Source organism: Escherichia sp. WS3063 (assembly GCF_046486595.1).
Classification (GTDB): domain Bacteria; phylum Pseudomonadota; class Gammaproteobacteria; order Enterobacterales; family Enterobacteriaceae; genus Escherichia; species Escherichia coli.
This window is the reverse complement of the sequence record NZ_JBJQKY010000023.1, coordinates 38900-60059: the sequence shown is the minus strand read 5'-3', so window position 1 is coordinate 60059 and position 21160 is coordinate 38900. Positions and strand designations below refer to the sequence as shown.

The following is a 21160-nucleotide window of genomic DNA, read 5'->3' as shown; positions in this document are numbered from 1 at the left end:
ACTATCATGACCAGAGGTGTGTCAACAATGAAAAACAAATTACCGCCATTTATCGAGATTTACCGTGCTCTGATTGCCACACCTTCAATAAGCGCCACGGAAGAGGCACTCGATCAAAGCAATGCAGATTTAATCACTCTGCTGGCGGACTGGTTTAAAGATTTAGGCTTCAATGTGGAAGTGCAGCCTGTGCCAGGAACTCGCAACAAATTTAATATGCTGGCAAGTACCGGACAGGGGGCTGGCGGTTTGTTGCTGGCGGGGCATACCGATACGGTGCCATTTGATGACGGACGCTGGACGCGCGATCCGTTTACACTGACGGAGCATGACGGCAAGCTTTACGGCTTAGGCACCGCCGACATGAAAGGCTTTTTTGCGTTTATCCTTGATGCGCTACGCGATGTCGACGTCACGAAGCTTGCAAAACCGCTCTACATTCTGGCGACTGCCGATGAAGAAACCAGTATGGCCGGAGCGCGTTATTTTGCCGAAACTACCGCCCTGCGCCCGGATTGCGCCATCATTGGCGAACCGACGTCACTACAACCGGTACGCGCACATAAAGGTCATATCTCTAACGCCATCCGTATTCAGGGCCAGTCGGGCCACTCCAGCGATCCGGCACGCGGAGTTAACGCTATCGAACTGATGCACGACGCCATCGGGCATATTTTGCAATTGCGCGATAAGCTGAAAGAACGTTATCACTACGAAGCGTTTACCGTGCCATACCCCACGCTCAACCTCGGGCATATTCACGGTGGCGACGCTTCTAACCGTATTTGTGCTTGCTGTGAGTTGCATATGGATATTCGTCCGCTGCCGGGCATGACACTCAATGAACTTAATGGCCTACTCAACGATGCGCTGGCTCCGGTGAGCGAACGCTGGCCGGGTCGTCTGACGGTCGACGAGCTGCATCCGCCGATCCCTGGCTATGAATGCCCGCCAAATCATCAACTGGTTGAAGTAGTTGAGAAATTGCTCGGAGCAAAGACCGAAGTGGTGAATTACTGTACCGAAGCGCCGTTTATTCAAACGTTATGCCCGACGCTGGTTCTGGGGCCTGGCTCAATTAATCAGGCTCATCAACCTGATGAATATCTGGAAACACGGTTTATCAAGCCCACCCGCGAACTGATAACCCAGGTAATTCACCATTTTTGCTGGCATTAAAAAAGCAAATCAGGCTGATGACAAAGCCATGCAAGCGCACGGACAGTCCCCTCGCCCCTTCGGGGAGAGGGTTAGGGTGAGGGGAAAACCGTGCCCATACTGACCCGTAAGCGAGTTTGTCAGCAATCTCAAATGATGCCCAAATGGTAACTACAACTCATAACTCTTTGGTGTTACTTGAGGCGATTTTTTAACATTTCCATAAGTTACGCTTATTTAAAGCGTCGTGAATTTAATGGCGTAAATTCCTGCTATTTATTCGTTTGCTGAAGCGATTTCGCAGCATTTGACGTCATCGCTTTTACGTGGCTTTATAAAAGACGACGAAAAGCAAAGCCCGAGCATATTCGCGCCAATGCGACGTGAAGGATACAGGGCTATCAAACGATAAGATGGGGTGTCTGGGGTAATATGAACGAACAATATTCCGCATTGCGTAGTAATGTCAGTATGCTCGGCAAAGTGCTGGGAGAAACCATCAAGGATGCGTTGGGAGAACACATTCTTGAACGCGTAGAAACTATCCGTAAGTTGTCCAAATCTTCACGCGCTGGCAATGATGCTAACCGCCAGGAGTTGCTCACCACCTTACAAAATTTGTCGAACGACGAGCTGCTGCCCGTTGCGCGTGCGTTTAGTCAATTCCTGAACCTGGCCAACACCGCCGAGCAATACCACAGCATTTCGCCGAAAGGCGAAGCTGCCAGCAACCCGGAAGTGATCGCCCGCACCCTGCGTAAACTGAAAAACCAGCCGGAACTGAGCGAAGACACCATCAAAAAAGCAGTGGAATCGCTGTCGCTGGAACTGGTCCTCACGGCTCACCCAACCGAAATTACCCGTCGTACACTGATCCACAAAATGGTGGAAGTGAACGCCTGTTTAAAACAGCTCGATAACAAAGATATCGCTGACTACGAACACAACCAGCTGATGCGTCGCCTGCGCCAGTTGATCGCCCAGTCATGGCATACAGATGAAATCCGTAAGCTGCGTCCAAGCCCGGTAGATGAAGCCAAATGGGGCTTTGCCGTAGTAGAAAACAGCCTGTGGCAAGGCGTACCGAATTACTTGCGCGAACTGAACGAACAACTGGAAGAGAATCTCGGCTACAAACTGCCCGTCGAATTTGTTCCGGTCCGTTTTACCTCGTGGATGGGCGGTGACCGCGACGGCAACCCGAACGTCACTGCCGATATCACCCGCCACGTCCTGCTGCTCAGTCGCTGGAAAGCCACCGATCTGTTCCTGAAAGATATTCAGGTGCTGGTTTCTGAACTGTCGATGGTTGAAGCGACCCCTGAACTGCTGGCGCTGGTTGGTGAAGAGGGTGCCGCAGAACCGTATCGCTATCTGATGAAAAACCTGCGTTCTCGCCTGATGGCGACACAGGCATGGCTGGAAGCGCGCCTGAAAGGCGAAGAACTGCCAAAACCAGAAGGTCTGCTGACACAAAACGAAGAACTGTGGGAACCGCTCTACGCTTGCTACCAGTCCCTTCAGGCGTGTGGCATGGGTATTATCGCCAATGGCGATCTGCTCGACACCCTGCGCCGCGTGAAATGTTTCGGTGTACCGCTGGTCCGTATTGATATCCGTCAGGAGAGCACCCGTCATACCGAAGCGCTGGGCGAACTGACCCGCTACCTCGGTATCGGCGACTATGAAAGCTGGTCAGAGGCCGACAAACAGGCGTTCCTGATCCGCGAACTGAACTCCAAACGCCCTCTTCTGCCGCGTAACTGGCAACCGAGCGCCGAAACGCGCGAAGTGCTCGATACCTGCCAGGTAATTGCTGAAGCACCGCAAGGTTCCATTGCCGCCTACGTAATCTCGATGGCAAAAACGCCGTCCGACGTACTGGCTGTACACCTGCTGCTGAAAGAAGCGGGTATTGGATTTGCGATGCCGGTTGCACCGCTGTTTGAAACCCTCGATGACCTGAACAACGCCAACGATGTCATGACCCAGCTGCTCAATATCGACTGGTATCGCGGCCTGATTCAGGGCAAACAGATGGTGATGATTGGCTATTCCGACTCAGCAAAAGATGCGGGCGTGATGGCAGCTTCCTGGGCGCAATATCAGGCACAGGATGCATTAATCAAAACCTGCGAAAAAGCGGGTATTGAGCTGACGTTGTTCCACGGTCGCGGCGGTTCCATTGGTCGCGGCGGCGCACCTGCTCATGCGGCGCTGCTGTCACAACCGCCAGGAAGCCTGAAAGGTGGCCTGCGCGTGACTGAACAGGGCGAGATGATCCGCTTTAAATATGGTCTGCCAGAAATCACCGTCAGCAGCCTGTCGCTGTACACCGGGGCGATTCTGGAAGCCAACCTGCTGCCACCGCCTGAGCCGAAAGAGAGCTGGCGTCGCATTATGGATGAACTGTCAGTCATCTCCTGCGATCTCTACCGTGGCTACGTACGTGAAAACAAAGATTTTGTGCCTTACTTCCGCTCCGCTACGCCGGAACAGGAACTGGGCAAACTGCCGTTGGGTTCACGTCCGGCGAAACGTCGCCCAACCGGCGGCGTCGAGTCACTGCGCGCCATTCCGTGGATTTTTGCCTGGACACAAAACCGCCTGATGCTCCCCGCCTGGCTGGGTGCAGGTACGGCGCTGCAAAAAGTGGTCGAAGATGGCAAACAGAGCGAGCTGGAAGCCATGTGCCGCGATTGGCCATTCTTCTCGACGCGTCTCGGCATGCTGGAGATGGTCTTCGCCAAAGCAGACCTGTGGCTGGCGGAATACTATGACCAACGCCTGGTCGACAAAGCACTGTGGCCGTTAGGTAAAGAGTTACGCAATCTGCAAGAAGAAGACATCAAAGTAGTGCTGGCGATTGCCAACGATTCTCACCTGATGGCCGATCTGCCGTGGATTGCAGAGTCTATTCAGCTACGGAATATTTACACCGACCCGCTGAACGTATTGCAGGCCGAGTTGCTGCACCGCTCCCGCCAGGCAGAAAAAGAAGGCCAGGAACCGGATCCTCGCGTCGAGCAGGCGTTAATGGTCACTATTGCCGGGATTGCGGCAGGTATGCGTAATACCGGCTAATCTTCCTCTCCTGCAAACCCTCGTGCTTTTGCGCGAGGGTTTTCTGAAATACTTCTGTTCTAACACCCTCGTTTTCAATATATTTCTGTCTGCATTTTATTCAAATTCTGGATATCCCTTCAGATATCCTTAAGGAATTGTCGGTACATTCGGCGATATTTTTTTCAAGACAGGTTCTTACTATGCATTCCACAGAAGTCCAGGCTAAACCCCTTTTTAGCTGGAAAGCCCTGGGTTGGGCACTGCTCTACTTTTGGTTTTTCTCTACTCTGCTACAGGCCATTATTTACATCAGTGGTTATAGTGGCACTAACGGCATTCGCGACTCGCTGTTATTCAGTTCGCTGTGGTTGATCCCGGTATTCCTCTTTCCGAAGCGGATCAAAATTATTGCCGCAGTGATCGGCGTGGTGCTATGGGCGGCCTCTCTGGCGGCGCTGTGCTACTACGTCATCTACGGTCAGGAGTTCTCGCAGAGCGTTCTGTTTGTGATGTTTGAAACCAACACCAACGAAGCCAGCGAGTATTTAAGCCAGTATTTCAGCCTGAAAATTGTGCTTATCGCGCTGGCCTATACGGCGGTGGCAGTTCTGCTGTGGACACGCCTGCGCCCGGTCTATATTCCAAAGCCGTGGCGTTATGTTGTCTCTTTTGCCCTGCTTTATGGCTTGATTCTGCATCCGATCGCCATGAATACGTTTATCAAAAACAAGCCGTTTGAGAAAACGTTGGATAACCTGGCATCGCGTATGGAGCCTGCCGCACCGTGGCAATTCCTGACCGGCTATTATCAGTATCGTCAGCAACTAAACTCGCTAACAAAGCTACTGAATGAAAATAATGCATTGCCGCCACTGGCTAATTTCAAAGATGAATCGGGTAACGAACCGCGCACCTTAGTGCTGGTGATTGGCGAGTCGACCCAGCGTGGACGCATGAGTCTGTACGGTTATCCGCGTGAAACCACGCCGGAGCTGGATGCGCTGCATAAAACCGATCCGAATCTGACCGTGTTTAATAACGTGGTGACGTCTCGTCCATACACCATTGAAATCCTGCAACAGGCGCTGACCTTTGCCAATGAAAAGAACCCGGATCTGTATCTGACGCAACCGTCGCTAATGAACATGATGAAACAGGCGGGGTATAAAACCTTCTGGATCACCAACCAGCAGACGATGACCGCCCGCAATACCATGCTGACGGTATTTTCGCGCCAGACCGACAAGCAGTACTACATGAACCAGCAACGTACGCAGAGTGCGCGTGAATACGACACCAACGTGCTGAAGCCGTTCCAGGAAGTGCTGAAGGACCCGGCACCGAAGAAACTGATCATCGTTCATCTGCTGGGTACGCATATCAAATACAAATACCGCTACCCGGAAAATCAGGGCAAGTTTGATGGCAATACCGATCATGTTCCGCCTGGATTAAGCGCAGAAGAGCTGGAGTCATATAATGATTATGACAATGCTAACCTGTATAACGATCATGTGGTTGCCAGCCTGATTAAAGACTTTAAAGCGGCAGACCCGAACGGATTCCTGGTTTACTTCTCTGACCACGGTGAAGAGGTTTACGACACGCCGCCGCATAAAACCCAGGGGCGTAATGAGGACAACCCGACGCGTCATATGTACACCATTCCGTTCCTGCTGTGGACGTCAGAAAAATGGCAAGCGACTCATCCGCGTGATTTCTCGCAGGATGTTGATCGTAAATACAGCCTTGCGGAACTGATCCACACCTGGTCAGATTTGGCGGGCTTATCTTACGACGGTTACGATCCAACCCGTTCAGTGGTGAATCCGCAGTTCAAAGAAACTACCCGCTGGATTGGTAACCCGTACAAGAAAAACGCGCTGATCGATTACGACACTCTGCCGTATGGCGATCAGGTGGGTAATCAGTAAATGACCTATGTATCGCGTCTGGCGCTATTTGCCGGATGCGATACTGGCACAATGTTTACATCGAACTCCCCTCAGGCCACACTTTTCAGGTGGCCTTTTTTCATAATGCCAGTTACTGTTTTCCCGTCTACATACCTAAGGGAATAACATGTATCACGACGTCAGCTATCTGCTCTCCCGCCTGATCAACGGCCCGCTGTCCCTGCGCCAGATTTACTTTGCCAGCAGTAACGGCCCGGTGCCCGATCTTGCGTATCAGGTCGATTTTCCACGTCTGGAAATTGTGCTGGAAGGTGAGTTTGTTGATACCGGCGCTGGAGCAACGTTAGTTCCCGGCGATGTGCTGTACGTTGCCGCTGGTGGCTGGAATTTCCCACAATGGAAAACACCCGCTACCACCTTTAGCGTGCTGTTTGGCAAACAGCAACTCGGCTTCAGCGTCGTGCAATGGGATGGCAAACAATATCAAAATCTGGCGAAGCAACACGTCGCCCGACGCGGCCCGCGCATTGGTTCTTTTCTGCTACAAACGCTCAATGAAATGCAAATGCAGTCGCAGGAGCAGCAAACGGCCAGACTTATCGTCGCCAGCCTGCTTAGCCACTGCCGCGATTTGCTCGGCAGCCAAATACAGACCGCCTCACGCAGCCAGGCTCTATTCGAAGCTATTCGTGATTATATCGACGAACGCTATGCCTCCGCACTTACCCGCGAATCTGTCGCACAGGCGTTCTATATTTCGCCAAATTACCTCTCGCACCTGTTTCAAAAAACGGGGGCCATTGGTTTTAACGAATACCTGAATCACACGCGACTGGAGCACGCTAAGACATTATTGAAAGGTTATGACCTGAAGGTAAAAGAAGTGGCGCACGCCTGCGGCTTTGTCGACAGCAACTACTTCTGCCGTCTGTTTCGTAAAAATACCGAACGCTCACCGTCGGAATATCGTCGGCAGTACCACAGCCAACTGACAGAAAAACCGACTACTCCAGAATAAGATGGGTTTGCTGCGGCGCAGAAAGCACTTTGCGTACCGCGCTCATCACCCGCTGCGGCTCACGCAGGAAAGCGTAGATGCTGCATTGCACATAGCGGCAATGTTCAAATCGCTCAGCACCGGCAAGCTCGATATCCGTAATTAACAGCGCAACATCCGCCCGACGGATATCCTCGTCCGCTAAACGATTCTCCGTCCCCAGCGCGCCCTGAGTTTCAATGCTGACTCCCCACTTCTCTAACTGGCACAACTTTTCCAGCCGTTCCGCCGCCATATAAGTATGCGCCACGCCGCTTACGCAGGCGGTTACTGCCACCAGATATGCCATTTTAACCTCCCACGGTAACCTGAAATCCGGCCCGTTCTGCCATTTCGCGCATCGTTGTCACATCGGCTGACGACGGCGCAGACACCTCTTTCATCGACCATGTTTTCCCCAGCAGGCGGTATTTCGGTTCGCCGTACTGATGAAACGGTAACAGATGGATCTGCCTGATATTCAGCGGGATCAGCACGTCCAGCGCCTGCTGCATATTCTCCCGGCTGAGCGTGAAACCAGGGATCAGCGGTAAACGCGGGATCACGTTGACGCCCTCACTCACCAGCAAACGCAGATTCTCCAGCACGCGTGGCAGGTTCATCTTCACCACATCCCGCGCCTGAGTCGCGTCCATAATTTTTAAATCGAACAACACTTCATCGCACAATTTCGCCAGCGGTAACAGCTTGCTGGCTGGCGCGTCTCCGGCAGTTTCAATGGCGCATGACACGCCCCACAACCGCAGCCGCTGTAAAAAACGGGTAGCAAACTCCGCCTGCATTAACACTTCGCCGCCAGAAAGCGTGACGCCGCCGCCGGACGTGCGAAAGAAAATGTCATCTTTCATCACTTCCCGTTCCAGCGCGTCAAGGCTGATATCGCGGCCAATCCGTTCAAACGCCCCGGAGGGGCATTCATCCGCATCACGCAAACATTTCGCACAGTGCAGACATTTCGCCTCTCTGCGTACCGTCTGGATTTTGCCGGAGATCGACTCCGGATTAGCACACCATGGGCAAAGATGCGGACAGCCTTTAAAAAAGACCACCGTACGAATGCCCTCGCCGTCATTCAGTGAATAACGCTGAATGTTGAAAATGCGCGCCACATCATCGCGGCGCGTTTCCACAACGTTACAGCTGATGCGCTGTCCGGCGGATGATGTCATCCTGGATCTCCTTCGACAGTTCGACAAAGAAGGCGCTGTATCCGGCAACGCGCACCACCAGCCCGGCATAATCTTGTGGGCGCTGTTGCGCTTCCCGCAACGTGTCGGCGTTCACCACGTTAAACTGAATATGCTGCAACTTAAGCTGGGTAAACGCCCGTAAGAAGTCGGCCAGTTTGCGTAATCCCGCTTCACCTTCCAGGGTCGCCGGAGTGAATTTCACGTTCAGCAACGTACCGTTAGACAGCAGCGTATTATCGAGCTTACTGACTGACTTCAGTACCGCCGTTGGCCCTTGTGCGTCCTGGCCCAGCATGGGTGACAAGCCGCCGTCTGCCAGCTGTTCTCCGGCAAAACGACCGTCTGGCGTCGCGCCAACCACCGATCCCAACGGGACGTGAGCAGAAACGGTATACGATCCCGGCGTGAAGTAGCCGCCGCGCGGGTTCTGGTATTTTTCCACTTCTTTGCAGTAGTGGCGTAACAGTTCGGCGCTGATGTTATCCACCTCGTCGATATCGTTACCGTATTTCTCGAAGCGGTTAATTAAGCGAGCACGGACTTTTTCGCCTTCTGGCGTTGCGAAGTTGGCTTTTAATACCGACAGCAATTCGTCAAAACTTAAACGCTGTTGCTCAAAAACCATACCTTTCAACGCATGGAGAGAATCGCTCAGGTTGGCGATACCGATCCCCTGTACGCCGGAGAAGTTATAACGCGCACCGCCATCGGTAATATCGCGGCCTTTTTCCAGACAATCGCTGATAAACGATGAGAGCAGCGGTACAGGTGCCCAGTCACGGTGACCGATATCGCAAATATTGCTGCCCTCAACCATCAGGGTGATGTAGTGGCTGATCTTGGCGCGGATCTGCTCCAGTAAACCTTCATAAGTCAGCGCAGCATTGCCTTCATTTTCATGCAGGCAGATTTCCATCACTTTCAGCAGATTAAACATCGCGATGTCATGCAAGCCGTAGGTTCTGCCGGGAATAGATAATTCCACACAGCCCACTACGGAATAGTCGCGTGCATCTTCCAGCGAAACGCCACGGTTGAGGAACGCTGGCACCACTACTTCATCGTTAAAGATTTGCGGAATACCGGTGCCGAGGCGAATGGTTTCGGCGGTTTTCATCAGGAACGGCGTGTCGATCAAGGCGTTAGTGCGCACCCCCAGGTTCGGTTGCGGTAATTGCACGCTTTGATAGGCGTCAAGGCAAAGGAACGAAAGCACGTTCACCGCGCTACGTCCGTTCTCGGTTAACCCGCCGAGCAGTGCGGTATAGCCGGTCGGGAAACCGGCGAAATAACGCGCGCTACTGGTGGAGCGCAACAGCACGATGTCGTTGCATTTCACCCATAAAGATTCGAGCAGTTCTTTCAGGAACGCCGGATCTTCGCCCTGGGTTAATGATGCCTGATAGAACGGCAACATATACTGGTCGAAGCGCCCTAAAGACAGCGAACTGGCGTTGGATTCGTATTGCAGAATGATGTTCATGTACCAGAACAACTGGCACGCTTGCCAGAACGTCTGCGGCTTATGTTCGGCGTTATGGCGAGAGATCTCCGCAATAGTCAGCAGTTCTTCGCGACGCTGGGCATCTGTGCAGTTTGCCGCCATCGTTTCCGCCAGTTCGGCGTAACGCAAAATGTGTTTCTGTGAGGCTTCGAGCAGTAACAGCGCTGCCTGATAAAAGTGATTCTCCGGCTGTTGCTGACAATGTTGCTGCATTTGCGCTACCAGCTCACCCAGCCCGTGATTCAGCAGGCGCGGGTAATCAATAATAATGTGCCCCTGGCCTTTATCCGTCTGGTTGATGCTGAAAATCTGCGTGCTGGTCGCGGCTTTTACTTCATCCGTCATCTGCCCGTTGATGAAATCTTTCATCGAACGTTTTTCCCAGTACGGGAACAACTCTTCGCGGTAGATACGTTTATCTTCTTCGCTGATAGCAAAGCGGTCCTGCGGACGCGTCGGGAATTGATCCAGCTCTTTCAGCAGCCAGTAAGGGTCCATTTCCGGCGACATAATCCCGGCGCGTGGTTTTACGGTGCGGTTACCGGCAATCAGTTCTTCATCACGAATCGAAATTTCAACGTGTTCAAGGATATACGCTGTTGCTTTCGCCCGGCGCAATATCACCGGTTCGCCTTCGGTTTGCCGATGGCTGGCGGTATAAAGCAGCGCCCGCTCCAGCGAGATTTCACGGGTATTGGCAAACAGTGCAGTTTTGAGGCGAGAGATACGATTCGTCATGAGGAACTCCTGTGGGAAAGCGAACCCGCCCTTACGGGCGGGATAAGAACTTAAGCGGTTTGTGCCAGGTGAGCTTCAATTTTGCTCATAATGGCATCAGCGCGTTTTACCGCGTCGCTGATGTTGACGCGCACGATGGTCTTGCCAGCAAAACGCTCTTCAAACTTGATGCCGATATCTTTGGTCAGAATCACCATATCGGCGCTCGCCACGTCTTCCGCAGTCAGTTCATTTTCCAGACCAATCGAGCCCTGGGTTTCTACTTTCACTTCCCAGCCTTTCGCTTTCGCGGCACTTTCCAGCGCCTCTGCCGCCATATAGGTATGGGCAACACCAGATGGACACGCGGTTACTGCAATAATTTTCGTCATGGCTCGTTCCTCAATTAATTAATTTCAAAATCCAAATCCAGGTCGTCTTCTTTTTCATCAGTCGAAGACCCATTTTTACGCGCCAGACTTTTCAGCACGTTCACACAAACAGCCGTCACCACTGCTCCGACAGCCACTGCTGCGATATAACCCAGCTTGCCTTCAACCACCGGCAGCACAATCAGACCACCCCAGCCTGCATAGCACTGCGCACCGACCAGCGCCGCAGTTACTGCACCACAAACTGAACCGCTCATGATGGAAGGAATAACACGCAGCGGATCGGCAGCGGCGAAAGGAATCGCCCCTTCAGTAACCCCAACGCACCCCATCACCAGCGCCGCTTTACCGGTTTCGCGCTCTTCTGCGGAGAAATTTTTACGACCAATCAGCGTCGCCAGCCCCATCCCCAGCGGCGGAACACAAATCCCCACGGCAGCAATGGCCACCACGGTATAAACACCCTGAGCAACGCAAATCAGCATGAAGGCATAGGCCACTTTGTTAACCGGACCGCCCATATCGAACGCCAGCATCAGCCCCATGATCACCGCCAGCATAACAATGCTGCCCTGCTGCATCCCCTGTAGCCACTGAGTCAGGCTGTTGGTCAACGCCCCCACCGGCTCGCCCAGCCCCCACATCATGACGCCAGCGGTAATCAGTGTGCCGACGATTGGAATGATGAAGATTGGCATCACCGAGCGCAGAACTTTATGCACCGGAATTTTCTTCAGGTAATGCACCACGATGCCGCCGATAATCCCGGCGATCAGTGCACCAAAGAAGCCCGCGCCAAAGCTGTTACCAACCCAGGCACCGATAGCGCATGGAGCCAGCGCAGAACGTTCTGCAATGGAATAACCGATGTAAGCGGCGAGGAAAGGCACCATCAGCGTCAAACCTGCAACGCCGATATCAAACAGTTTTTTCAGATTCGGATCGGCTACGGCATCCGGCACTGCGCCTTTGCCATACAACATGACGGAAACCGCCAGCAAAATACCGCCCGATACCACGAAGGGAATCATGTGTGAAACGCCCGTCATTAAATGCTGACGGGTATTTTTCAGGATCTGCACCAACTCATTCATAAGCTGCTCCCGGGCTTGCGAAAGCCCATGTCCATATTTTTGATGGAAGAAACAATAGGCAATCGCAGGCGGAGCAAACAGTGGATAAAAAGGCCATTTACTGGACTTTTGTAATATCAGTACAAAAATGCGATCCGCCTCATAACTTGCGATAATCCGGAAGCATGCCGCAAAACGGCGTCTTGTGAGACGCGTCGCAAATTGACGGTTACATTACATTTGTCCAGCTTTTGGCAGATTTGTCACATGGCAGGCCGTTACCGTGCGCTCTTATCCTGTAAACAGAAAACCGTACCGGGAGAAAGGCAATGGCCCTGATTGTGGAATTTATTTGTGAGCTACCTAACGGCGTCCATGCGCGTCCGGCAAGCCACGTTGAAACGCTGTGTAATACTTTTTCATCACAAATTGAGTGGCATAACCTGCGCACTGACCGCAAGGGCAACGCCAAAAGCGCCCTTGCGCTGATTGGCACCGACACGCTGGCGGGCGATAACTGCCAGTTACTGATTTCCGGGGCCGACGAACAGGAAGCGCACCAGCGTTTAAGCCAATGGCTGCGCGATGAATTCCCCCACTGCGATGCGCCGCTGGCAGAAGTTAAATCTGACGAACTGGAACCACTGCCGGTTTCACTGACCAATCTGAATCCGCAAATTATCCGCGCCCGCACCGTGTGCAGCGGTAGCGCAGGCGGCATTCTGACGCCGATCTCTTCTTTAGATCTCAATGCGCTGGGTAATCTTCCCGCTGCCAAAGGCGTTGACGCCGAGCAATCCGCGCTGGAAAACGGCCTGACGCTGGTACTGAAAAACATTGAGTTTCGTCTGCTGGATAGCGACGGTGCTACCAGCGCGATTCTGGAAGCGCACCGATCCCTGGCTGGCGATACTTCCCTGCGCGAACATTTACTGGCAGGCGTCAGCGAGGGATTAAGCTGTGCCGAAGCGATTGTCGCCAGTGCACACCACTTCTGCGAAGAGTTTTCCCGTTCCAGCAGCAGCTACCTGCAAGAACGCGCCCTGGACGTACGCGACGTCTGCTTCCAGTTACTCCAGCAAATCTACGGTGAGCAACGCTTCCCGGCACCGGGCAAACTGACGCAGCCCGCCATTTGTATGGCGGATGAACTGACCCCCAGCCAGTTCCTCGAACTGGATAAAAATCACCTCAAAGGATTGTTGCTCAAAAGCGGCGGCACCACCTCACATACGGTGATCCTTGCCCGTTCGTTCAACATTCCGACGCTGGTTGGTGTGGATATTGATGCCCTCACTCCGTGGCAGCATCAAACGATTTATATCGACGGCAACGCTGGGGCGATTGTGGTTGAGCCAGGGGAAGCCGTAGCTCGTTATTATCAGCAGGAAGCCCGCGTACAGGATGCCCTGCGTGAGCAACAGCGAGTCTGGCTGACCCAACAAGCCCGTACCGCTGACGGTATCCGCATTGAAATTGCTGCTAACATCGCTCACTCCGTGGAAGCGCAGGCTGCATTCGGCAATGGTGCGGAAGGCGTTGGTTTATTCCGCACTGAAATGCTCTATATGGATCGCACCAGTGCACCGGGCGAAAGCGAGCTGTACAACATTTTTTGTCAGGCGCTGGAGTCCGCCAACGGACGCAGCATTATTGTGCGCACTATGGATATTGGCGGTGACAAACCCGTTGATTATCTGAACATTCCCGCAGAGGCAAACCCGTTCCTCGGTTATCGCGCCGTGCGTATTTATGAAGAGTACGCGTCGTTATTTACCACACAACTACGGTCGATCCTGCGTGCCTCCGCTCACGGCAGCCTGAAAATCATGATCCCGATGATCTCCTCAATGGAAGAGATCTTATGGGTAAAAGAAAAACTGGCAGAAGCCAAACAGCAACTACGTAACGAACACATTCCGTTTGATGAGAAGATCCAGCTCGGCATTATGCTGGAAGTGCCGTCGGTGATGTTCATCATCGATCAATGCTGCGAAGAGATTGATTTCTTTAGTATCGGTAGTAATGACCTGACGCAATATCTGCTGGCAGTGGATCGCGATAACGCTAAGGTTACTCGTCACTATAACAGCCTGAATCCGGCATTCCTGCGGGCGCTCGATTACGCCGTGCAGGCGGTGCATCGCCAGGGCAAATGGATTGGTCTGTGCGGTGAACTAGGAGCGAAAGGTTCCGTGCTGCCGTTGCTGGTCGGCTTAGGGCTGGATGAACTCAGCATGAGCGCACCATCAATTCCGGCGGCGAAAGCGCGGATGGCGCAACTTGATAGCCGTGAGTGCCGCAAGTTGCTCAACCAGGCAATGGCCTGCCGTACTTCGCTGGAAGTGGAACACCTGCTGGCGCAATTCCGCATGACCCAACAAGACGCACCGCTGGTCACCGCCGAGTGCATCACACTGGAAAGCGACTGGCGCAGCAAAGAAGAAGTGCTCAAAGGCATGACCGATAACCTGCTGCTGGCGGGCCGCTGTCGCTATCCGCGTAAACTGGAAGCCGACTTGTGGGCGCGCGAGGCCGTTTTCTCTACCGGTCTGGGCTTTAGTTTTGCCATTCCCCACAGCAAATCAGAACACATTGAGCAATCCACCATCAGCGTGGCGCGTCTGGCAGCGCCGGTGCGCTGGGGCGATGATGAAGCGCAATTCATCATTATGTTAACCCTGAACAAACACGCCGCGGGCGATCAACATATGCGCATTTTCTCGCGCCTCGCTCGCCGCATCATGCACGAAGAATTCCGTAACGCGCTGGTTAACGCCGCCTCTGCCGACGCTATCGCCAGCCTGCTGCAACATGAACTGGAACTGTAAAAGGAAACATCATGGAACTGTATCTGGACACCGCTAACGTCGCAGAAGTCGAACGTCTGGCACGCATATTCCCGATTGCCGGGGTGACAACTAACCCGAGCATTATCGCTGCCAGCAAGGAGTCCATATGGGAAGTGCTGCCGCGTCTGCAAAAAGCGATTGGTGATGAGGGCATTCTGTTTGCTCAGACCATGAGCCGCGACGCGCAGGGGATGGTGGAAGAAGCGAAGCGCCTGCGCGACGCCATTCCGGGCATTGTGGTGAAAATCCCGGTAACCTCTGAAGGTCTGGCAGCAATTAAAATGCTGAAGAAAGAAGGCATTACTACGCTGGGAACCGCAGTGTACAGCGCCGCGCAAGGATTACTGGCGGCGCTGGCTGGAGCCAAATACGTTGCTCCATACGTTAACCGCGTAGATGCCCAGGGCGGTGACGGCATTCGTACTGTACAGGAGTTGCAAGCGTTACTGGAAATGCATGCGCCAGAAAGCATGGTGCTGGCTGCCAGCTTTAAAACACCACGTCAGGCGCTGGATTGTTTGCTGGCTGGATGTGAATCCATCACACTGCCCTTAGATGTAGCGCAACAAATGCTTAACACCCCTGCGGTAGAGTCAGCTATAGAGAAGTTCGAGCACGACTGGAATGCCGCATTTGGCACTACTCATCTCTAAAGGAGTAATTATGGACCGCATTATTCAATCACCAGGTAAATACATCCAGGGCGCAGATGTAATTAATCGTCTGGGCGAGTACCTGAAGCCACTGGCGGAACGCTGGTTAGTGGTGGGTGACAAATTTGTTTTAGGTTTTGCTCAATCCACTGTCGAGAAAAGCTTTAAAGATGCTGGACTGGTAGTAGAAATTGCGCCGTTTGGCGGTGAATGTTCGCAAAATGAGATCGACCGTCTGCGTGGCATCGCGGAGACTGCGCAGTGTGGCGCAATTCTCGGTATCGGTGGCGGAAAAACCCTCGATACTGCCAAAGCACTGGCACATTTCATGGGTGTTCCGGTAGCGATCGCACCGACTATCGCCTCTACCGACGCACCGTGCAGTGCGTTGTCTGTTATCTACACCGATGAGGGTGAGTTTGACCGCTATCTGATGTTGCCAAATAACCCGAATATGGTCATTGTCGACACCAAAATCGTCGCTGGCGCACCTGCACGTCTGTTAGCGGCGGGTATCGGCGATGCGCTGGCAACCTGGTTTGAAGCACGCGCCTGTTCCCGTAGCGGCGCGACCACCATGGCGGGCGGCAAGTGCACTCAGGCAGCGCTGGCACTGGCTGAACTGTGCTACAACACCCTGCTGGAAGAAGGCGAAAAAGCGATGCTTGCCGCCGAACAGCATGTAGTGACTCCGGCGCTGGAGCGCGTGATTGAAGCGAACACCTATTTGAGCGGTGTTGGTTTTGAAAGCGGCGGGCTGGCGGCGGCACACGCGGTACATAACGGCCTGACCGCTATCCCGGACGCGCATCACTATTATCATGGTGAAAAAGTGGCATTCGGTACGCTGACGCAGCTGGTTCTGGAAAACGCGCCGGTGGAGGAAATCGAAACCGTAGCTGCGCTTAGCCATGCGGTAGGTTTGCCAATAACTCTCGCTCAACTGGATATTAAAGAAGATGTCCCGGCGAAAATGCGAATTGTGGCAGAAGCGGCATGTGCAGAAGGTGAAACCATCCACAACATGCCTGGCGGCGCAACGCCAGATCAGGTTTACGCCGCACTGCTGGTAGCTGACCAGTATGGACAACGTTTCCTGCAAGAGTGGGAATAACCTACTCCAAACTCCCGGCTTGTCCGGGAGTTTGAGAGTGCAGGCAAAGTGGCTCACTCGTCACTGCGGGCATGTTTTTCCCCCTCGCCCTTTCAGGGAGAGGGGCGGGGTGAGGGTAAATATTCGCCCCGGAGCTGGCCTGTACCCCTCACCCTAACCCTCTCCCCAAAGGGGAGAGGGGACTGTTCGAGCACTTTTTATACGTTATCACCCGTCTGAAACTCCCACGTTGTTCAGGAATTTTTTATCCGCTTCTGGACATTTTCTCCACAGAACAATCGTTAGCCCGGAAGGTCGAATCTGTGACTCTTATTTTCACGGACGAAACAGATGAAAGCTTCACTGGCGTTATTCAGTCTTCTGACGGTATTTACCAGTTACTCCTTAAAATCTCCCGCCGTTCCACCAACCGTGGTACAAATCCAGGCCAACAGCAATCTTGCCATCGCAGACGGTGCCAGACAGCAAATCGGCAGCACGCTATTTTACGATCCGGCGTATGTGCAGCTTACCTATCCTGGCGGTGATGTCCCGCAAGAACGCGGCGTATGTTCCGATGTGGTGATCCGTGCATTGCGCAGCCAGAAGGTCGATTTGCAGAAACTGGTGCACGAAGATATGGCGAAGAATTTTGCTGCGTACCCGCAAAAATGGCAGTTAAAGCGCCCGGACAGCAACATCGATCACCGTCGGGTGCCTAATCTGGAAACCTGGTTTACCCGCCACGATAAAACACGCCCCACCAGCAAGAACCCCAGTGACTATCAATCGGGCGATATTGTCTCCTGGCGATTAGATAACGGGCTGGCACATATTGGGGTGGTGTCAGATGGCTTCGCCCGCGACGGTACGCCGCTGGTGATACATAACATTGGCGCAGGCGCGCAGGAAGAAGACGTGCTGTTTAGCTGGCGGATGGTGGGGCACTATCGGTATTTTGTTAAATAAGCGATCGCCCCACATGAAGAAAAAATTCAGATGTTTTTTACACTGACAGCTTCTTTTTTCTTACGGCTCACCAGCGCCAGTGCCAGCACAATCAGCACAATACCGCTACCTTCAACGGCCCCCGGATTCTCACCGAGCAGCCACCAGGAAAAGAGTACGCCGCAAACGGGAACGGCCAGTGTGCTTAAGCTGGCAATACTGGCAGGCAAGTTTTTCAATACAAACAACCATAAGCTCCACGCCAGCGCTGTCGCCAGAATCGCACTGTAGGCCAGCGCCCAGAACACGGTGGGTTGCCAGTCAATTTCACGTTGCGGCACCAGTAAAGCGACCACGCTCATCACCAGCGCCGCATACAGCATCTGCCAGGATGTTAGCGACAATAAATCCACGCGCGGATGGCGGGCATACAGACGTTTAGCAACAATCGCGCTCGCCCCCCAACTCACACCGGAGAGGATTGCCAGCATGGCGCTTTTCATCGAAGAGAAATCGAGTTGCCACGGCTGCAACACCAAAAATAAGCCGAAAGCGGCAATCAGTATCGCGAAATATTGCCCACGTCGCAGGCGTTCACCGAGAAACAACGCGGCGAAAATCACCACCCAGAACGGCATGGTATAGCTCAGGATTGCCACCTTCCCCGCTCCGCCGCTGACCAGCGCCCACTGTGCCAGGCCGACCATCCCGCAGGTTTGTAACAGGGCAATGGCTAAGGTGTATTTAAACGGTGTCGGGCGCATTCCGCGACCACGTAATAAAAGGACGATGAATAAAACGAGAGCGCCGAAAATGCAGCGTAAGGCGGTAAAGTCGAAGGCACCGATGTAGCTGGTGACTTGCTTCATGAAAATCCAGCTATAACTCCAGATAAGTGTGAGCACAACCAGGCCACTGATTGCCAGTGGGTTGCTCTTTCCTGCGGCAGACATGAGAGATCCAGTGTGTAGTTTTCCTGTGGACACTATACGCCGGTAAAGAAACTTCAGCGACTGCCTGAAAGGCAGTCGCTGAAGAAGGTCAGATTACAGCAGGTCGAAACGGTCGAGGTTCATCACTTTCACCCATGCCGCCACGAAGTCTTTAACAAACTTCTCGTGGGCATCGCTGCTGGCGTAGACTTCCGCCACCGCACGCAGGACAGAGTTAGAACCAAAGACCAGATCCGCACGGCTGGCTGTGTATTTCACTTCGCCAGTTTCGCGGTCACGGCCTTCGAACAGCTCTTTCGATTCGTCGGTCGCTTTCCACTCGTAACGCATATCCAGCAAGTTCACGAAGAAGTCATTGCTCAATACGCCAACGCGGTCAGTGAAGACGCCGTTTTTGCTGCCATCGAAGTTGGCCCCCAGTACGCGCATCCCGCCCACCAGCGCAGTCATTTCCGGCGCGGTCAGCGTCAGTTGCTGTGCTTTATCAATCAACAGTGACTCGGTGGTGGAAACGTCCAGACGAGCGCGATAGTTACGGAAACCGTCAGCAATTGGCTCCAGCAGTTCGAACATCTCAATGTCAGTCTGATCCTGACGCGCATCAACGCGGCCCGGCGCAAACGGTACATGAATGCTCAAACCTGCGGCGCTTGCGGCTTTCTCAACGCCAACCACACCTGCCAGCACGATGATATCCGCCAGCGAAGCTTTGCCAGACTCTTTCTGAATTTTCTCCAGAACTGGCAGAGCACGAACGGCTGCGGCGTTCACATCCCAGTCGCGCTGCGGCATTAATGCCAGACGTGCACCATTGGCACCACCACGTTTGTCGCCACCACGGAAGGTAGAAGCAGACGCCCAGGCCACCGATACCAGCTCGCTGACAGACAGACCAGAATCCGCAATCGCGAATTTCAGATCGATAATGTCCTGCTCGGTCGGGTTGTAGATCGGCTGCGGCAGCGGATCTTGCCAGATCAGATCTTCTTTCGGTACTTCCGGCCCGATGTAACGAGATTTCGGCCCCATATCCCTGTGCGTCAGTTTGAACCAGGCACGAGCAAAGGCTTCGTTGAACGCCTGCGGATCGTTGAGGAAACGACGAGAGATCTTCTCGAACTCAGGATCAAAACGCAGCGTCAGGTCGGTCACCAGCATCGTCGGTTTACGTTTCTTCGACGGATCAAACGGATCCGGGATAATTTCCGGTGCGTCTACTGCTTCAAACTGGATTGCGCCAGCCGGGCTGCGGGTCTGTACCCACTCATACTTGAACAGGTTTTCGAAGAAGTAGTTGCTCCACTGGGTCGGCGTCTGGGTCCAGACTACTTCCAGACCAGAGGTAATGGCATCTGCGCCAACGCCGCTGCCGTAAGTGCTCGCCCAGCCTAAACCTTGTTCTTCAATCGGTGCAGCTTCTGGATCAGGACCTACATTTGATGTCGGACCGGCACCGTGAGTTTTACCCAACGTATGACCACCCGCAATCAGCGCCACGGTTTCTTCGTCGTTCATGCCCATGTTGCCGAAGGTCGCGCGGATAGCTGCTGCCGCAGAAAGCGGTTCGCCGCTGTGATCCGGGCCTTCCGGGTTAACGTAAATCAGGCCCATCTCGGTTGCGCCCAGCGGTGCTTTCGCCAGTGCTTCCGGATGACGGTGGGTCAGCCAGGCTTTTTCATCACCCCAGTTAACATCCAGATCCGGTTCCCAGACGTCTTCACGACCGGCACCAAAACCGAAGGTACGGAAGCCGGAGTTTTCCAGCGCCACGTTACCCGCGAGGATAAACAGGTCGGCCCAGGAGATTTTCTGACCATATTTCTGTTTGATTGGCCACAGCAGGCGACGCGCTTTATCGAGGCTTACGTTATCCGGCCAGGAGTTCAGCGGTGCAAAACGTTGCTGACCACGACCCGCGCCGCCGCGTCCGTCGATGGAACGGTAAGTACCCGCGCCGTGCCAGGCCATACGAATAAACAGACCGGCATAGCTGCCCCAGTCGGCAGGCCACCACGGCTGAGATTCTGTCAGCAGGGCTTTCAGATCTTTTTTCAGGCCGTAGTAATCTAATTTGCTGAATTCTTTGCGGTAGTCAAAGTCCTCACCCAGCGGGTTAGAACGATTAGAATGTTGGTTTAACAGGTCAACACGGAGTTGATTTGGCCACCAGTCGCGCGTGGTTGTGCCCCCACCTGCGCTCTGGTCGTGACCGCCCTGATGGAACGGGCATTTGCCAGTGGCTGTCGTGTTATGGATATCGTCTGACGTGCTCATCAATGTGCTCCCCTCTACAGTGTTACCGTTACGATACACAGCGTTAGAGAGAAGTTATAATTGAATTAATCCACGGATGCGATAGTTGAGATCTTACATATTGTTGGTTAAAGAGATGTAGATCAAATTGATCGTAATTAAGCTTTTTTGATTATGTCCGATTTCGGACAAATACTTTATAAAAAAGGGTTTTAGATTCGTATCCTTCAAGAAATGAGGGAGAAAACGAGGCTGACTACCTTATTTTCTCACTCGCATTTCAGGCAGCATTTTGTGCTCTGTTTAAAATTTGTGATCGCAGTGTGATTTTCACA

Annotated in this window: 15 protein-coding genes; 8 read left to right on the top strand and 7 right to left on the bottom strand. The window is 53.3% G+C overall.

Annotated elements, in window-relative coordinates; translation table 11 throughout:
* Window positions 1-27 precede the first annotated feature (27 nt).
* From argE to ACJHYW_RS19205, 4 genes are all read left to right on the top strand, one after another.
* The gene (gene argE / locus ACJHYW_RS19220) at window positions 28-1179 is read left to right on the top strand and encodes an acetylornithine deacetylase (RefSeq protein ID WP_001361903.1); all 1152 of its coding nucleotides are present in this window, start codon (window positions 28-30) and stop codon (window positions 1177-1179) included.
* Between the two features lie 411 nt (window positions 1180-1590).
* The gene (gene ppc / locus ACJHYW_RS19215; protein WP_001005579.1) at window positions 1591-4242 is read left to right on the top strand and encodes a phosphoenolpyruvate carboxylase; all 2652 of its coding nucleotides are present in this window, start codon (window positions 1591-1593) and stop codon (window positions 4240-4242) included.
* Between the two features lie 182 nt (window positions 4243-4424).
* Window positions 4425-6158, top strand: coding sequence for a phosphoethanolamine transferase CptA (locus tag ACJHYW_RS19210; protein ID WP_000556301.1), 1734 nt, complete (start codon window positions 4425-4427; stop codon window positions 6156-6158).
* Between the two features lie 148 nt (window positions 6159-6306).
* Window positions 6307-7158: an AraC family transcriptional regulator gene (locus tag ACJHYW_RS19205; protein ID WP_000274628.1), complete on the top strand. Its 852-nt coding sequence runs from the start codon at window positions 6307-6309 to the stop codon at window positions 7156-7158.
* On the opposite strand, the gene ACJHYW_RS19200 is transcribed toward ACJHYW_RS19205, so the two are convergent.
* From ACJHYW_RS19200 to ACJHYW_RS19180, 5 genes are read right to left on the bottom strand one after another with little or no spacing between them, the layout of a single operon-like run.
* Window positions 7145-7486, bottom strand: coding sequence for a PTS fructose-like transporter subunit IIB (locus tag ACJHYW_RS19200; protein WP_000323849.1), 342 nt, complete (start codon window positions 7484-7486; stop codon window positions 7145-7147). The two genes, ACJHYW_RS19205 and ACJHYW_RS19200, sit on opposite strands and share 14 nt — an antisense overlap.
* Window position 7487: 1 nt before the next feature.
* A complete protein-coding gene (locus ACJHYW_RS19195; RefSeq protein WP_000204108.1) occupies window positions 7488-8366 on the bottom strand; it encodes a [formate-C-acetyltransferase]-activating enzyme in 879 nt (292 codons plus the stop codon).
* Window positions 8332-10629 carry a formate C-acetyltransferase gene (locus ACJHYW_RS19190; protein WP_000184821.1) on the bottom strand — a complete coding sequence of 766 codons (2298 nt, stop codon included), beginning with the start codon at window positions 10627-10629 and terminating at the stop codon, window positions 8332-8334. The genes ACJHYW_RS19195 and ACJHYW_RS19190 overlap by 35 nt, the downstream gene beginning before the upstream one ends.
* Window positions 10630-10679: 50 nt before the next feature.
* Complete coding sequence (locus tag ACJHYW_RS19185) at window positions 10680-11000, bottom strand: PTS fructose-like transporter subunit IIB (RefSeq protein ID WP_000161265.1); 321 nt, start codon at window positions 10998-11000, stop codon at window positions 10680-10682.
* 14 nt (window positions 11001-11014) lie between these two features.
* Complete coding sequence (locus tag ACJHYW_RS19180) at window positions 11015-12094, bottom strand: PTS fructose transporter subunit EIIC (RefSeq protein WP_061093018.1); 1080 nt, start codon at window positions 12092-12094, stop codon at window positions 11015-11017.
* 308 nt (window positions 12095-12402) lie between these two features.
* Here ACJHYW_RS19180 and ptsP point away from each other — a divergent pair, with 308 nt between their 5' ends.
* The 4 genes from ptsP (at window position 12403) to ACJHYW_RS19160 (ending at window position 17640) form a co-directional block, all read left to right on the top strand.
* Window positions 12403-14904 (top strand): phosphoenolpyruvate--protein phosphotransferase, encoded by a 2502-nt coding sequence (ptsP, locus tag ACJHYW_RS19175; protein ID WP_001174087.1) that lies wholly within the window; start codon window positions 12403-12405, stop codon window positions 14902-14904.
* An 11-nt stretch (window positions 14905-14915) separates the two neighbouring features.
* Window positions 14916-15578 carry a fructose-6-phosphate aldolase gene (gene fsa / locus ACJHYW_RS19170; RefSeq protein ID WP_000424845.1) on the top strand — a complete coding sequence of 221 codons (663 nt, stop codon included), beginning with the start codon at window positions 14916-14918 and terminating at the stop codon, window positions 15576-15578.
* 10 nt (window positions 15579-15588) lie between these two features.
* A complete protein-coding gene (gene gldA, locus ACJHYW_RS19165) occupies window positions 15589-16692 on the top strand; it encodes a bifunctional L-1,2-propanediol dehydrogenase/glycerol dehydrogenase (RefSeq protein ID WP_000374017.1) in 1104 nt (367 codons plus the stop codon).
* Between the two features lie 330 nt (window positions 16693-17022).
* Window positions 17023-17640, top strand: a complete 618-nt coding sequence (locus tag ACJHYW_RS19160) for a DUF1287 domain-containing protein (RefSeq protein ID WP_000647858.1) — start codon at window positions 17023-17025, stop codon at window positions 17638-17640.
* 26 nt (window positions 17641-17666) lie between these two features.
* On the opposite strand, the gene yijE is transcribed toward ACJHYW_RS19160, so the two are convergent.
* Together yijE and katG are read right to left on the bottom strand one after the other, a co-directional pair.
* A complete protein-coding gene (gene yijE, locus ACJHYW_RS19155) occupies window positions 17667-18572 on the bottom strand; it encodes a cystine transporter YijE (RefSeq protein ID WP_001361904.1) in 906 nt (301 codons plus the stop codon).
* A 93-nt stretch (window positions 18573-18665) separates the two neighbouring features.
* Entirely contained in the window at window positions 18666-20846 is a 2181-nt protein-coding gene (katG, locus tag ACJHYW_RS19150) for a catalase/peroxidase HPI (RefSeq protein ID WP_001296626.1), read from the bottom strand.
* Window positions 20847-21160 lie beyond the last annotated feature (314 nt).